This is a genomic window from Paenibacillus silvae (assembly GCF_014639235.1).
In the GTDB taxonomy this organism is placed as follows: domain Bacteria; phylum Bacillota; class Bacilli; order Paenibacillales; family Paenibacillaceae; genus Paenibacillus; species Paenibacillus silvae.
On the sequence record NZ_BMFU01000008.1, the window covers coordinates 39,068 to 53,700 of the forward strand.

A 14,633-nucleotide genomic window follows, 5' to 3' on the forward strand; every position below is an offset into this window, starting at 1 on the left:
AGAAAGCGATTATATTCAGGATTGAATTATTTTCCATATTGAGTTATGTTTTAGATAGCTTAGCGATAAGCGAGTTCCTTACACGAAGGGAGAGGTTTTTAATGGCAGCTACTACTACTATGGTTATGGTGGTTTGTTCTTAAAACTGAATAGTCGGCATTTCTGAAAAAGCGGGATAAATCCCGGCTTCTTTGTTATGCCATCCAAAGTAACCTTTCGTGAATATTGCTGTTTGAAGATACGATCAAGGTCGTATCTTTTTTGCGTCCTGATGCCGCAGAACAGCAGCTTCTTTAGAGGCTGCTTGTTTGCGGCATTTTTGCGTCCAAAAAACAACTTTAAAGGAGCTAAAACAATACAAATGATTAATTTGAAAGCCTATGGCTATATAGAAACAGAAGCGATTCCTGATGGATGGTTACCCGGCAGAATCACAGAGATTCAGCGGGAACGCTTTATGGTCATGACCGGGCAAGGCGAAGTCACCGCGGTACTGAAGGGCTCATTTTATCATCATGCAGCGCTGCGCGCAGAATTCCCGTGCGTTGGCGATTTTGTACTGCTGCACTACAGCGATGCAGGTGATTCCCTGATCGTTAAGGTGCTTCCCCGTCGTTCCAAGTTCTCGCGTGCAGATTATGCAGGTCACGCTGCCGGTTATGCCAAAACGATATTGGAGCAGGTTGTCGCATCCAATTTTGATACAGTCTTTATCTTGTCTTCACTAAACGGTGATCTGAGTGTGAATCGTATGCTTCGATACCTGACACAAGCCAGGCAGAGCGGTGGTACACCCGTCATTATTTTGACCAAAGCAGACCTGATTACAGATGTTCACCCCATGCTTGCCGAAGTGAAGAGACGTATCTCCGATGTACCTGTTCACGTCATCAGCAGCCACACCGGTATGGGGATGAGCGAGCTTCATCCTTATCTGACACCCGGGCAAACGGTTGTTTTCCTTGGGATGTCCGGTGTGGGAAAATCCTCCCTGCTGAACGCTTTAATGGAACAGGACGTTATGAAGGTTCAAGCTATTCGAGAGCAGGACAGCCGGGGGAGACATACCACAACCCATCGGCAGCTATTCATGCTTCCCTCCGGGGCAATGGTAATGGATACCCCTGGGATGCGGGAGCTGGGACTCTTTCATGCCGAGGAGGGCATTCGTGCGAGCTTTGCCGATGTTGAAGAGCTGTTTGCACAATGCCGATTCACCGATTGCTGCCATCAGACCGAGCCGGGATGTGCAGTCCTCGCCGCAATAAATGACGGTTCACTGCCAAGCGAACGTTGGGAGAGTTATGTTTCCCAGCAGCAGGAGAACAGGTTTGTGCAACATAGAACATGCTACCTCATCGACAAAAGAGCAAAAGACAAAACAAACGCCATGTGGAATAAACAAAAGAAGAAAAACGGGGGCTGGAAAAAATGAATAGAACAATGAACACGTTACATCAAGCGCTGTCTAACTACTTCAAGAAGGAGATTGTCGGAGCTGACACTTCTACCGTCAAACTGCATGGCGGAACTGTCGGCAATGTCAGTCTCGTAACGGGAACAGCCGAAACGGCTGATGGTCAAAAGCTGCCGTACCGGGTCGTGCTGAAAATTTCTTCTAAATGGGAGCGTTACAATGACCCGAACTCCTGGCGCCGCGAATATGATCTCTATCAATCTGAGCTCGAAATCACTTTCACGGACACCCTGCGCTGGCCTACCTGTTACCACGCTGAGATGAATGCCGAAGAAACGGAATTTCAGCTCTGGCTGGAATATATTGATGGCGTGTCCGGTTTGGAGCTGACCGGGGATATGTATGAGCAGACCGCACTGGAGCTGGGACGTTATCAAGGCAAGCTGTATGCGGAACAGCCGGAAGTGCTGCAGCGTCTGGATAATCTTAGCCAAGCTGATCTGATGAAAAATACGTATCTGCACTATCGTTCATGGCCTCTCGTCTATGATTACATCCGTTCCGAAGCTTGTGATTTCCCGCCTCATATACGGCAGATGCTTATAGACATTGATGAGAACTCGGACGCCATCTTCGCCCGGATTGAGCAGTTGCCTCTTGTGCTGAACCATCGGGATTTCTGGGTGACCAATATCTTCTATGCAGACGGGAAAATAAATCTTATCGACTGGGACACCTCAGGGTGGGGTTATTTCGGAGAAGATCTGGCCAGCCTGATTGCAGATGAAGCCGATATGGATCATATGGTGGAATATTACCAGCGCTGTGTGCCTGCATATTACAAAGGCTTTGCAGCTTATGCAGAGGCACCGCCATTGGAAGAGCACTGTGTGTATGAGATGATTCTGATCGTATTCGGATACAGGATGGTAGAGGGATATCTTCATGCCGATTCTGATGAGGAGAAGGAACAGCAGATCCGCACACTCCAGAAAATCTATGAAATAAAAGGCAGCCCGCTGCACGGATAAGTTTAATCCGCAGGCAGTGAGCCCATCTAAGCCTTAAGCCTGACTAACACTCCAACCCGTCATGACCATGTCATCGGCTTCCATCCTTAACATGTCTTATCTTGGACGACTTCATATAACTACGACATGTTTTGTCATAGTTAAGGTGTATGCTGTAGCTATCATAAGAAAGGGAGCGATGATCATGACGGCTTCAAAAACAATTTTATACATTGCTATTAGTCTGGATGGTTATATTGCACGCCTCGATGGCTCCGTAGATTGGCTGTTCGATGTCGAAGGGGATGGAGGAGATAACGGCTATGCCGCTTTCTATCAAACGATTGGAAGTGTCGTCATGGGGCGTTCCACATATGAGGAGGTACTGACCTTGTCCGAGGATTTCCCTTATGCGGATCGTCCGACATACGTGCTCTCCCGCTCGGAGCAGCCCCCTGCGCCACATGTGCAGTTCACAGCCGAGAGCCTGGAAACGCTCATTCCACGTCTGAAACAGACCTCGGAGGGAGATGTATGGATTGTCGGTGGGGGCTTGCTTGTTCAGTCGGTAATGGACGCACAGCTGCTGGATGAAATAGAGGTAGCCGTGATCCCGAAGGTGCTGGGTGAAGGCATCCCGTTATTCCCCAAAGGCACCGTACCTACGCTGCTGAAAATGATAAGCACCCAAACCCTTGGACAGATCGTATCCATTCGTTACGAGGTACAGCCCGACCAGGCAGCAGGTACACCAGCAGACGAATCTACTCGTTAGAAAAGAAACCAAAGACCGCGCGGCAATCTGCTGTGCGGTCTTTGTGTACAATGCATCGTCATGAAGCAGGGCTCCACGGGCTGGAAGCTGTGTGGTTGTCGGCTATGCTACTTGCATTCGTGTTTTAGCTTCGATTTATTTCAAAATCTTACGAATATACGCCGTCAGAACCTCTGCCGCCCTGCGATGGGATAGCTCACCCGGATGTGTCCTCGCCCCCATAGTCTCTTCCGTTGTATCCGGAAGCTGCAGGATCGAAACAAGGCGATCCCCGGTTTGCTTGCTATATCCGTCCACGGCACGATAAATAGCTGGAAGCAGGGAGGCCCCAAGCATGCCATAAGCCCAGACAATATGCGCTTGCGGGTTATTTTTTCGCAGCTTGGTCAGGAACTGCTGCACCGCTTGCTCGAACTTGGCAAGGTCCGCTTCATGATAGGTTCCATCCTCGTTCAAACGCTGCTTATACACCTGTCCGGTGACAGGATCGGTCCATGCCGGTGACTGGAATGCACCATCATCGTTGCTGCCCAGATTAACCACAACGACATCTGGCTGCCAGGTGCTGAAATCATGGGGTTCAAGCGCACCAAGCTGCTCGTTCCGTTCTCCGTTCAGCAGGCCGCAGACCTGTTCATAATACGCAGGTATATTGCCTTGCGGATTGTTATCCCAGCTGCTCAGTACTCCCCAGCCGCTTTGAGAGATCACACGATACTCTGCATTCAAAGCTTTGGCAGTCATATACGTATAATTGTGCAACGCACTGAACCACATCGGCACCCAGTCTTCCTCCGTCTTCGCACCGATTGCACCCTCGCCTGAAGTAATGCTATCGCCAATAAACTCGATTCGATATGGCTTCTCCTCAACAGGCAGCATTACACCATCCGTTCGCACCGCATGAAATTGTAAAAGACAGCCCGGGTCTGCACTCATCGCTTGTACATCCTTGATGATGCGCACATTTTTCACCGCATCAGGGTTCATACCGCGAAAAATACAGAGCCAGCCTCTGCCTGAGGTTAACATCTGCCGACTGACCGGAACACCGTTAACTACAACGCTGATCCAGGGCTCCAGGTGATCATATGCCGACTCGACCTCCACCCATAATTCAGCACCCTGAACGTTAAGTTCCACCGCACTTCCCGTCCAGAACAGAGTTACAGGGGTGCGATTAGCCGTTGTTCTGCCATGGATTTTGAGATGAGCAAGGTCTGTTATCGCAATGGTCTGTAACTCCTCATTGGTATGCTTAGTCATATGTATCCTCCTGTTCTGATTAACACGTTATATCCTCACCGAGCACTACTCCACCTAGACGCTGCGCCTCGATCCTGACACCCGCTATGTCACCCGGAACGGGGCATGCCCTGTCTCCGCATGCAGAAGCTGGGTTGGTTTACGCAAACGCGGGCTGCACCTCAGCTTGAATACGGCTCGCTTCCTGTCCTGTTCCACGCCCTCCAAAGACACATCAATCCAGAGCGGCACTAGCGGCACATGCCAGCAGAGCAGCTCCACCGCCTCTTCTACAGTGAAATGACGATGCGCCACATTCTCCGGGGCAAGCACCACCAGCCGCATCATCTCATCTGCTCCATTCAGGGATTTGTCCGGCTCGGGCACAGGTTCAATGAGCAGTTGAATGTCTTCATATTGCAGCTGATCCCGCGTTCGAATCTCTTCCAGTGCCTGCAGCAGATTTGTTCGGAAAATCCCTTTATCCATCCGGGTTATTCGCTCCATAGACAATGCCCTCCCTGGCAATTGATGCGTACGATGTCAGTTCTGATGAATCCATTCTAATATGTATTACGCACAACAGCAAAAATCCCCTGCAAGCAAGCCTTGTCCAAGAGCATTCATTCAGATGCACTCATTCAAGGCTCACCCGGAGGGGATAAATCCTGTGATCTGTTTAAGAATCAGCAGACAGCCCTAAGGATCACTGCGTTCATACTGTCCTGTTACAGCACCTTGCCCAGAAATGCCTTCGTCCGTTCATGCTGCGTATGTTGAAAAATAGCCTCCGGCGTGCCTTCCTCGACGATATAACCACCGTCCATGAAAATCACCCGATCTGCCACCTCGCGGGCAAAGCCCATCTCATGTGTTACCACAATCATCGTGATTCCCTCATGGGCGAGGTCTTTCATCACCTGCAGCACTTCACCGACCATCTCGGGGTCCAGTGCCGAGGTTGGTTCATCAAATAACATGACACTCGGGTTCATGGCGAGTGCACGGGCAATCGCTACACGCTGCTGCTGTCCGCCGGACAGCTGCTCAGGATAGGCATCTTTTTTCTGGGACAGACCGACCTTGCCGAGCAGCTCCATCGCCTTGCTCTCATTCTCGGCTTTGCTCAGCTTGCGGATATGCTTGGGTGCCAGCATGATATTCTCCAGCACCGTCAGATGAGGAAACAGGTTGAACTGCTGGAACACCATGCCCACATTGGTGCGCAGCTCGTCAATGTTCGTCTTGGGCGAGGTGACCTCCACTTCGCCAATGGTGATCTTGCCTGACGTGACTTCCTCCAGCAGGTTGAGGCAGCGCAAGAAGGTGCTTTTGCCAGAGCCCGAAGGGCCGATGACACATACCACCTCCTGCTCCCGGATCGTTGTGGAGATATCCTTCAGGACTTCATTGGCGCCAAATTGCTTTCTCAGATTCTCTACCGTAATCATCGGATTGCATACCTCCTTTCGATGAACCGGGAAGCCCGGGACAGAAGAACAATGATAATCAGATAAAAGATGCCGACAACACCCCAGATTTCAAATGCCCGGAAATTGGAGGAAATAATAATCTCCCCGGTCTGTGTCAGCTCTGCAATGCCTATGGCCGACAACAGCGATGTGTCCTTAATCGTAATGATGGACTGGTTCACAAACGTAGGAATCATACGCCGGGTTGCCTGCGGCAGCACCACCAGCCACATCGTCTTGAACCGGCTGAGGCCCAGTGATCTTGCGGCTTCATGCTGGCCTTTGCCTATGGACTCGATACCTGCCCGGAAAATCTCCGAGACATAAGCCCCGGCATTCAGACTTACTGCAATGATGCCTGCGGTCATGGCCGGGATTCGCATATCCAGGAACACGGGCAGACCGAAGTAGATGAAATATACCTGCACCAGAAGAGGTGTGCCGCGGATGATATCCACATAAAGCGAAGCCACCAGCCGCAGCAGCCGATTCAGGGAGGTGCTCATCAGCCCGGAGATCAGACCGATCACCATGGCAAAGATGAGCGAGATTACAACAATTTTCAACGTAACAACCGTTCCCTCTAACAGAAGAGGCAGTGCGTCCAGTATGACTTGCAATGAGGATTCCATCCGTATCACGTTCCCTTCTACTTCGCCGCTGATCCTAAATAAGTTTCGACAATTTTGTCGTATTCGCCGTTTTCCTGTAACTTCTTCAACCCATCGTTAATTTTTTTCTGCAATGTGGTATCCCCTTTGGCAACGGCAATGCCGTAGAAGTCTCCGTTCAAGCGATCACCGACAATTTTGAGCTTGGCATTCGGGTCAATCGCAATTTTGTACGAAATTACCGGAAAGTCCTCAAGTGTGGCGTCCGCGTTTTTGTTCGCTACTTCCTGATACATGGACGGACTGTCGTCAAAATATTTAATAGTTGCGCCATAGGTTTTGGCATATTCATCCGCAAGGTTGGCGCCAGATGTACCTTTTTTAATCGCAATCGTTTTGCCTTTCAAATCCTGAGGGCTCTTAATATCGTTGTTATCTTCATTCACAATTAAGGACAGTCCGGCTTGATAATACGGGTCCGAGAAATCGACCACTTTTTTGCGCTCATCCGTAATGCTGATGCCGGCAATGGCCCCATCCAATTGATTGGCTGTAATGGCCGGGATGATGCCCTTGAAATCCATCGGTTTGATCTCGACTTCAAAGCCTTCCTCTTTCGCAATTGCGTTCATGAGGTCAATGTCGATCCCTACATATTTTCCGTCCTTCTGAAACTCAAACGGGGGATATGTCGCATCGGTACCAAACGTATATTTCTCTACGGCCGATCCGCTTGCAGACTGGGCTTTACCGTCCTCACCCGATTTTGCTGCGCCGCAAGCACTTAGTGCCAATGCAAGAAATGCTGCCATTACGATAGATGCTGCCTTTTTCATGGAAAAACCCCTTTTCCGAATGTAATTGGGATCGACCGAATCGATCATTTGTATTTATGTACGTATTGTATTTCTACACCTACGAAAACTTACGCAATCCTACATAAAATATCTACAAACTATGTTAATTAAATTAACACAATGGTGTTTTTAGATAAAAATATGCACTATATCGTGAAAATTAGCATAGGTAAAACAATTTAATGTAATTTTATATAACACAAAAAAAGAATTCCCGAAAATACTGTTCGAGAATTCCCTTTTGTGATCGTTTTATGCTCCTTATCTTACTCTCTCTTGGTTGTCCTACTCAGGTTACCCGCATTTCAACCGTTCATTTTCTCTACGATTTCCATGTAAAATACCTGCAGGAACTTCTTAATGTTCACCTTGCTCTTGTCCGCTGCCTGCTCTTCTTCCATAGCCCTCATCTTCATGCGTACATCCTGAAAATCAAAATATAGCGGCGCATAATGCTCGAATTTAGGATTACTGTAATCTGTCAGTCCAATAGAAGCCATATTCGTCAGTGCCGTCAGAACCGTCCTGCGAATGCGCTGCTCCATCGCCTTGCATTCCTTCTCCACATCCTTGGCAGTCGGCTTGTACGCCCGGGCCACCGCTTCATAGGTTTCCTTCAGTGGCGGCAGCTCCGAAGCTTGCCTTTGCTCAATCGCATATTCCATCAAGGCCACTATATCTTTACTTCCACTCTCACCGATAATTCCGAGGTCCATCAGTATGCTGCGCGCTACCTCTCGTACGGTTCGGGTCTTCGCAGGAGCTGGAGCCTCGACCAGATTCAACCGGGCCATGGACTGTTTGACTTCCTGCACGTATCGTTCATACTTCCACTGCTCGTTCACCTTGTTCAGCACATGCTCTACTTCCACTCGATTGATGGGTTTATGAATGAAAAATTCGATCCCTTTCTGGTAGGCAGCCCCGACCATCTCTTTGTTTTCCACCTGGGAGATCATAATGAATTTGCCGCTATACCCGCTCTGCTTCAGCTTCGACACGGTTTCAATCCCGTCCTGATCAGGCATCAGCAGATCAATCAGCACAACATCCGGCTTGCGATCCATAACGATACGCTGTCCCTCCAGTCCGCCCTCAGCCATGCCGGCAAGCTCCCCGAATCCACAGGAATCAATGATATCCTGCAGCATGCTGCGACTCACCACATCATCATCCACGATTACGATCGAAAGTGTCATCGGCATCGGCCTCCTTCATTAGATTGACTCCGGGAATCATGACGCTGAATGTTGTCCCTTGCCCACCCGGAGCGGACTCCACCAGAATTCGTCCTTCCAGAGATTGAACGATATCACGTACATGCGACAGGCCAATCCCTGTGGCAGCAATGCCAACTTCATCAAACTTGGTCGTATAACCAGGCTCAAAAATCACCCCGCGCTTCGCCTCAGGTATGCCTTTTCCCGAATCAGTCACCACAAAATGCACTTCCGAGCCCTGTTCAAACACCCGTACCTGAATCAGACCCTCCTGCTCTATGGCCTCAACTGCATTAGCCAGCAGGTTATTCAGCACTGTGAGCAGTGGAATGTAATACGGCGATTCTCCTTCATACTGCTGTTCAATCTCAAACTTCACCTGCTTGTGCAGCATCTCGCTGTACTTCCGATTCGCCTTTCCTGCAAAATTCAGCACTTCCGACAGGCTCATATTCACGGTCTTCTCATTGTCATAGAGCTTCAGCAGTCCCGCCAGAATACGCTGGGAATCCTTCTTCACCTCATGAATCTGCTGTGCGATGCCCAGTGTACGCTGACTGTATTCGTTCATGTCCCGCTCCCGCAGATCACGATACAGCTCATAGCTGTTGGCCGTAATGCCTTCAATCGTGTCCATCGCTTTTTTCAGGTAGAACACCTCGCCGTACAACCCTGAATTCACACTCAGCATCTGCTCCATACGTTTCTCCTGCTCGGCATGCAAAAGCCTGATCTGCCTTACGGCAAAGCTGTTGTACAGCCCAATCACAAAGTAACTTCGCAGCCCGCCCACAACAAACAGATACAGCCATTCACGCATATAAAATATATTGCTCCCACTCAGCACACCCCGCACAAATAACTCCACCAGATTCGAGGAAAAATCCAGTCCGGTGATGATGCCTCCCAGCAGGAGCGGAGGAATCCCATGGAATCGGTGCTTGAGCCTGCTCAGCCCATAAGCAAATACCACATAATACAAGCCTGCTCCCAGATTATCCCGCATGCTCTCCAGCAATGATACAGTATGCACATGATGAATCAGATCAGCAGACTGAAACGCAAAGCTTGCCAGACCCGTCAGAATCCCTGTTTTGATATAAGACAAGTGGGGCATAATCATCAGCAAAAACAAAAAAATACTGACCCCGAGTCCGATCCGGAAATAATCCTCCCGAAAGGGATTAATCTTGAACTGCGCTCCTACAGCGGTAGCCAAAGCAACAGCTGCCATCTGCACATTTTCATTTTTGACCCAATTACGCATCGTCTTCTCCACCTACTATTACAGCGTTTCATAACGCACACCACCGAAACCGCGCTTCTGATGTTAAATATACTAACATATGAAAGAGGCATTAGAAATGATTAAAATCCAGGAAATCTGTTATTTAAGTGAGTTGAACTAAAAGTTTTACACAAACCACTCCGATGACAAAACAACCTTCCAATCACTGTTATCCCCAGATTTTTTTCGATTTCCTTTTTCTAAAAGGGAAAATCCGGTGATAAAGGTGACCGCTTCGCTTTTTCAGGTTTTTTCTGTCCTCTCCGTTCACGTGTAAATGAATAGTTCAGCTTATATAACACTCAGACAGCACAAAAAGGCTGGAAGTTTGACCTTCAACAGCCTGTGCCTTCGGTATGTCATGTCCTCAGGTTATCCGTATAATCGCTTGAACATACACCGAGCTAATTCACTTCCCCGTCTGGGATATCAAAGGAAACCATCGTACCCTCACCCAGCTCACTAACAATGGTTAATCCGCAACCATAGCGTTGAAGCAATCTGCGGTTTGTATTGGGGATGCCGATCCCGCCTTTGCTGTTCCACGAAGCTCCCTTCAGGGCAGCGACCTGCTCAGGCGACATGCCTTTGCCGTTATCCTTGACCTCAATCCGGGTGTAACCCTGTCCCCGGCTGATGGTCAAACAGATCGTTCCCCCGGCATGACGGCTTAACAAACCATGTTTGACTGCATTCTCCACCAGCGGCTGAATAGACAGAGGAGGCAAGCGCAGCTGGAGATCAGGCTCGATATCCAGAATGACAGACAGCCGATCTTCAAAACGGGTTTTCTCAATAAACAGGTATGCCTCCACAAGCTCCAGCTCGTAAGACAAATTCACCAGCTCCCCGGTATTCAGGTAGTTAAAGCTGATGCGTAGGTAAGAGGAGAAGGCTTCACCAAGCTTGCGCATATGCTCTGTATCTATATCACTAAGCACCATCAGTGAATTCAGCGTATTAAACAGAAAATGAGGCTGAATCTGCGCCTGCAAATAGGCCGCTTCCATACGCAGCCGATCCTGAATAGACTTGTTCAGCATCGTCAAAGCACGTATGCGATACTTGAGCTCCACCGCATCCACTGGCTTCGTAATATAATCATTGGCCCCCGACGCAAACCCGGTATATATGTCCGGCGGCTGACTTCGAGCCGTGAGCAGCAGCACGGGAAGCTCTGACATGGAATATTGCTCCCGCACCTTCCGAGTCAACTCGTATCCTGACATGTAAGGCATCATTACATCGGTAATCAATAAATCCCACTGACGTGTATTTAATAATTCAAGTGCTTCCTGCCCTGAACGAGCGGTGGTGATCAGGCAGGGCTCATTCGAAAGAATGCTGACCAGCACCTCCAGGTTAACCGGATCATCATCCACAGCGAGAATAAATGACTTGCCTTCCGGCAAAAGAGATGGCACATCCTCCGCAGCCGCGAATTCTGTGCGTTCTGAAGCAGCATGCTGTAATAAAAATGCGTTCAACGTCTCCTCTGTCATGTCGGCAGTATCTTGATCCCACCCGTTAGAATACTGTGATCCCAGCTGAGACGCAGCCTCAGGTGCAGCTGACTGAGCCAGCGGCAGATCAAAGCTGAACACTGAGCCTTCACCTGGCACAGAACGAATGGACAGTGAGCCGCCATGCAGCTCAACAAGCTGTTTGCAGATATTTAATCCGAGCCCGATGCCTTGACTATCCCGTTCATCATAAGAGCCCTGTTCATAGGGAAGGAAAATCCGTTCTTGCGTTGCCGCGTCCATGCCTGTACCTGTATCAGCAACATGAATGAGCGCATGACCATCACGAAGCTCGGCACTTACCGTAATGGTACCTTCGTCGGTATGTTTGAGCGCGTTATGCAGCAGATTATACATAATCTGTACAAGCCGTTTCTCATCCGCCAACACTTGAGGAAAGCTATCCTCAATATGCATCTGAAGCTGCACCTGTTTTCGTTCAACCATGTATTCCAGCATCGTCATGATGCCAGGTACAGCAGATTGTACAGATACAGCAGAGCACTGCAGTGTAATACGATGCTCCTTCAACCTAACAACATCCAGCAGATCGCCAAGCAGATGAGACATCCGCCGCCCAATGGTTATCAGCAGCTCCATGTCCTCGAGACTGCGAGCATCCAGTGTATTCTTCTCCCGGTTAACGACATTATGAGCAATGTTAATGATTCCGTGCAGCGGTGTTCGCAGTTCATGAGACGTGTTCGCCAGAAACTGATCTTTGATCTTGTCTCCCTTCTTCAGCTCCTGGTTCAGCTCCATATTCTCGCGTGCATTTCTGAAATATTTCTTGAACCAATAAGCTGAAAACCCCGTAATCGCAAACACGATATCGATGGGGTAATACACGGTTGTGCCGTTCGCTGAATCCTCCATAAAGCTCCAGAACAGATTGGAAATAATGCCACCTGCCGTTAGAAACAGGAAAATGATATCTCGATCCTCCTGCTTGCGGAAAATCATTGAACCGATAATATAAAGCAGCCACAGCCCGGTCACCAGGAAGAAAATGCTAATCATCTTGTAGTGAAGCATCATGTACAATATGTGGATCGGGATTGCAGAAATAACAATAATATAAGCACTAAGGACTGCTCCATACCACTGGAGCCATCGATGATTCCCCTTTATTCCGGCCAGCCTTTGAAACAGCAGTACGATACAGGCATTTTGCAGCAGTAAACAGATGAGCCGAATTTTGATCCCCCAGGTATAGTTGATCGGGAACCAGAGCATTAACACGTTGTCATGACCAGCTATTACTCCGATGCCAACAGATAAGGTCAGTATGCCAGCAACCAATAAGGAGCGCTCTTGCGGGTTAAAGGAATACAAGATGAAAGCATACATGCCATGCAGCAGCAGTACCAGAAAGATGGCCAATTGAAAACCGATGGAGTACCAATGAACATAATCAACCGCATCTTGAGAACCAAACCGGATTGACTTCGTGATGCCACCATTGTATGGACTATCATAATTAGCCACACGAACAAGCACTTCAATAACTGTCGTGCCCTCCTGATCAAAAACCGGCGTAAACGGGATATTATGTGGCACATAGTTGTGTGAATCTGCCGACACTTTACCTCTAACGGAAACCGTCTCTCCGTTGAGTTCAATTTCGGATGAACTGCTGATGCTTTTGAACCAGAAGGCTACCGGTTCCTGAAGCGGATCGATCAGAATACGTAATCGGTATGTAGCATAACCGAGTGAATCTCCCCCGTCTGGTTGGAGTACATCCCTCCAATCACCAGGCACCTGCACGATGCTGGCTTTTGCCTTCTCATCCTGATCTGCAAACTGCTGGCTCGTCAGCAGTTCATTCGGATACAGCTCCCATTCCCCGTTCAAATACATGACTGGCATCTGCTGCAGATCCACACCTCGCAAATCCATAACCCCATTCACAGCTTGATGCTCATCCACGGTTGGGAAGAACTGTGTCCACATCCACCGCATGCCAAACAGTGCCGCAAAAATAACGAGCATAATCCATATGTAATAGAAGCGCCTGAGCACTCCTCTGTTCTTTATGTTCATCTTGTATGTTGTCCTGCCTTCGTGATTCCTCGTTTCCAATCATTATACCATTGTTGAACCTCTTCACTAATCGGAATACCCAGTTCCTGCTCCATTCTGCTCGTTAACAGCCGGTATTGTTCTTCGACACCAAGTTTGTGATCCATCTCGTCGTATAGCTTCATGAGCATAAAATAGCTTTCTTCATCGTCAGGCAGCATCTGTTGAATCTGCTGTATGTTCTCGACTGCCCGATCCTTCTGGCCTTGCTTGAGATAATGCAGATTCAGCTGCCTCATATGGTACAGCCACAGATAACGTAATCTTTCGCGCTCAGGTTCGGCCCACATGTAGTCGTAACGCCCAAGATATGTGCCCTTGTACCGATAAACTGCCTGTTCATATGCCTCCACTGTTTCGGGCTTTACTTCTCTCCAGGCTTTCATCTCCCTCTCCCATTGCTCACTATCCAGCAGAGCATCTCCCAATACAAGCTTGTAACCAGCTTCAAGATGGGCACTATGAATGCTAATCATATCCATGCCGCAGGTCTTCAAGGTCTGACGTACATGATACATCGTCGTATAGAGCTGATGTGCCGTCTTTTCTTCTTCTGCCCCCGGCCACAGCAAATCCAGCAACGCACCGCGATATATCACCTGATTCCGATGATGCAGCAGATAAGCAAACAATTCCTGTGCTTTGCTGGTACGCCACTTGGCGACTTGCGGCTCCTTGCCCGGCAGTTTAAAGCTTATCTGATTAAAGCAACAGATTAAGGGAACTTCTGTATTCATCATTCGCTGCTCACGCCGCAGAGCGAGCTTCTCCCGCACACGCTGCAGCGTCTGATTGAGCCGTTCCTTCTGCACAGGTTTCATTACGTAGTCTAACGCTTGAAGTTCAAAGGCATGAACTGCATATTGATCGTAGCTTGTGACAAAAATAATTTCAGTCCCCGGCACGGCCTTCTGTATCTGCCGCCCCAGATCCATTCCATCTATTTCTGGCATGTGGATATCCAGAAAGACCACATCCGGCCGATGCAGCAGCACCCCTGCTGTCACCTCTGTCGGATTCATATAGCTGGCAACAATCTGAATGCCGCTAACTTCTTTCTCTAACAACTTTTGTAATCCGATCAATGCAAGACGTTCATCATCCACCAATATGACCTTCACAGGAGCTTC

At 48.8% G+C, this 14,633-nt stretch carries 12 protein-coding genes; 3 read left to right on the forward strand and 9 right to left on the reverse strand.

Going from position 1 to position 14,633, the window contains the following annotated elements:
• Positions 1 to 361 precede the first annotated feature (361 nt).
• The 3 genes from rsgA (at position 362) to IEW26_RS22100 (ending at position 3,202) form a co-directional block, all read left to right on the forward strand.
• Complete coding sequence (gene rsgA / locus IEW26_RS22090) at positions 362 to 1,435, forward strand: ribosome small subunit-dependent GTPase A (RefSeq protein ID WP_188593924.1); 1,074 nt, start codon at positions 362 to 364, stop codon at positions 1,433 to 1,435.
• Positions 1,432 to 2,448 carry a phosphotransferase gene (locus IEW26_RS22095; RefSeq protein WP_188593925.1) on the forward strand — a complete coding sequence of 339 codons (1,017 nt, stop codon included), beginning with the start codon at positions 1,432 to 1,434 and terminating at the stop codon, positions 2,446 to 2,448. Before rsgA ends, IEW26_RS22095 begins: the two co-directional genes overlap by 4 nt.
• Positions 2,449 to 2,626: 178 nt before the next feature.
• Positions 2,627 to 3,202: a dihydrofolate reductase family protein gene (locus IEW26_RS22100; protein ID WP_145405003.1), complete on the forward strand. Its 576-nt coding sequence runs from the start codon at positions 2,627 to 2,629 to the stop codon at positions 3,200 to 3,202.
• A gap of 135 nt (positions 3,203 to 3,337) precedes the next feature.
• Here IEW26_RS22100 and IEW26_RS22105 read toward each other — a convergent pair whose 3' ends face one another.
• The 9 genes from IEW26_RS22105 to IEW26_RS22145 all read right to left on the reverse strand — a co-directional run bounded on the left by IEW26_RS22105 (position 3,338) and on the right by IEW26_RS22145 (position 14,624).
• Positions 3,338 to 4,468, reverse strand: a complete 1,131-nt coding sequence (locus tag IEW26_RS22105; protein WP_188593926.1) for an SGNH/GDSL hydrolase family protein — start codon at positions 4,466 to 4,468, stop codon at positions 3,338 to 3,340.
• Positions 4,469 to 4,552: 84 nt separating this feature from the next.
• Positions 4,553 to 4,954, reverse strand: coding sequence for a hypothetical protein (locus IEW26_RS22110; protein ID WP_188594047.1), 402 nt, complete (start codon positions 4,952 to 4,954; stop codon positions 4,553 to 4,555).
• A gap of 221 nt (positions 4,955 to 5,175) precedes the next feature.
• Positions 5,176 to 5,898 carry an amino acid ABC transporter ATP-binding protein gene (locus tag IEW26_RS22115; protein WP_188593927.1) on the reverse strand — a complete coding sequence of 241 codons (723 nt, stop codon included), beginning with the start codon at positions 5,896 to 5,898 and terminating at the stop codon, positions 5,176 to 5,178.
• Complete coding sequence (locus tag IEW26_RS22120; RefSeq protein ID WP_188593928.1) at positions 5,895 to 6,551, reverse strand: amino acid ABC transporter permease; 657 nt, start codon at positions 6,549 to 6,551, stop codon at positions 5,895 to 5,897. Before IEW26_RS22120 ends, IEW26_RS22115 begins: the two co-directional genes overlap by 4 nt.
• Before the next feature lie 17 nt (positions 6,552 to 6,568).
• On the reverse strand, positions 6,569 to 7,366 hold the full coding sequence (locus IEW26_RS22125) for a transporter substrate-binding domain-containing protein (RefSeq protein WP_188593929.1): 798 nt from the start codon (positions 7,364 to 7,366) through the stop codon (positions 6,569 to 6,571).
• A gap of 326 nt (positions 7,367 to 7,692) precedes the next feature.
• Complete coding sequence (locus tag IEW26_RS22130; protein ID WP_188593930.1) at positions 7,693 to 8,586, reverse strand: response regulator; 894 nt, start codon at positions 8,584 to 8,586, stop codon at positions 7,693 to 7,695.
• The gene (locus IEW26_RS22135) at positions 8,558 to 9,874 is read right to left on the reverse strand and encodes a sensor histidine kinase (protein WP_188593931.1); all 1,317 of its coding nucleotides are present in this window, start codon (positions 9,872 to 9,874) and stop codon (positions 8,558 to 8,560) included. Before IEW26_RS22135 ends, IEW26_RS22130 begins: the two co-directional genes overlap by 29 nt.
• Positions 9,875 to 10,299: 425 nt before the next feature.
• Positions 10,300 to 13,464, reverse strand: coding sequence for a hybrid sensor histidine kinase/response regulator (locus IEW26_RS22140; protein ID WP_188593932.1), 3,165 nt, complete (start codon positions 13,462 to 13,464; stop codon positions 10,300 to 10,302).
• Positions 13,461 to 14,624, reverse strand: a complete 1,164-nt coding sequence (locus IEW26_RS22145; protein ID WP_188593933.1) for a response regulator — start codon at positions 14,622 to 14,624, stop codon at positions 13,461 to 13,463. Before IEW26_RS22145 ends, IEW26_RS22140 begins: the two co-directional genes overlap by 4 nt.
• Between the last annotated feature and the right edge of the window lie 9 nt (positions 14,625 to 14,633).

Bases quoted from the DNA above. Each gene is read 5' to 3' on its own strand.
- rsgA (WP_188593924.1), top strand. From the start codon at position 362: ATGATTAATTTGAAAGCCTATGGCTATATAGAAACAGAAGCGATTCCT.
- IEW26_RS22095 (WP_188593925.1), top strand. From the start codon at position 1,432: ATGAATAGAACAATGAACACGTTACATCAAGCGCTGTCTAACTACTTC.
- IEW26_RS22100 (WP_145405003.1), top strand. From the start codon at position 2,627: ATGATCATGACGGCTTCAAAAACAATTTTATACATTGCTATTAGTCTG.
- IEW26_RS22105 (WP_188593926.1), bottom strand. From the start codon at position 4,468: ATGACTAAGCATACCAATGAGGAGTTACAGACCATTGCGATAACAGAC.
- IEW26_RS22110 (WP_188594047.1), bottom strand. From the start codon at position 4,954: ATGGAGCGAATAACCCGGATGGATAAAGGGATTTTCCGAACAAATCTG.
- IEW26_RS22115 (WP_188593927.1), bottom strand. From the start codon at position 5,898: ATGATTACGGTAGAGAATCTGAGAAAGCAATTTGGCGCCAATGAAGTC.
- IEW26_RS22120 (WP_188593928.1), bottom strand. From the start codon at position 6,551: ATGGAATCCTCATTGCAAGTCATACTGGACGCACTGCCTCTTCTGTTA.
- IEW26_RS22125 (WP_188593929.1), bottom strand. From the start codon at position 7,366: ATGAAAAAGGCAGCATCTATCGTAATGGCAGCATTTCTTGCATTGGCA.
- IEW26_RS22130 (WP_188593930.1), bottom strand. From the start codon at position 8,586: ATGACACTTTCGATCGTAATCGTGGATGATGATGTGGTGAGTCGCAGC.
- IEW26_RS22135 (WP_188593931.1), bottom strand. From the start codon at position 9,874: ATGCGTAATTGGGTCAAAAATGAAAATGTGCAGATGGCAGCTGTTGCT.
- IEW26_RS22140 (WP_188593932.1), bottom strand. From the start codon at position 13,464: ATGAACATAAAGAACAGAGGAGTGCTCAGGCGCTTCTATTACATATGG.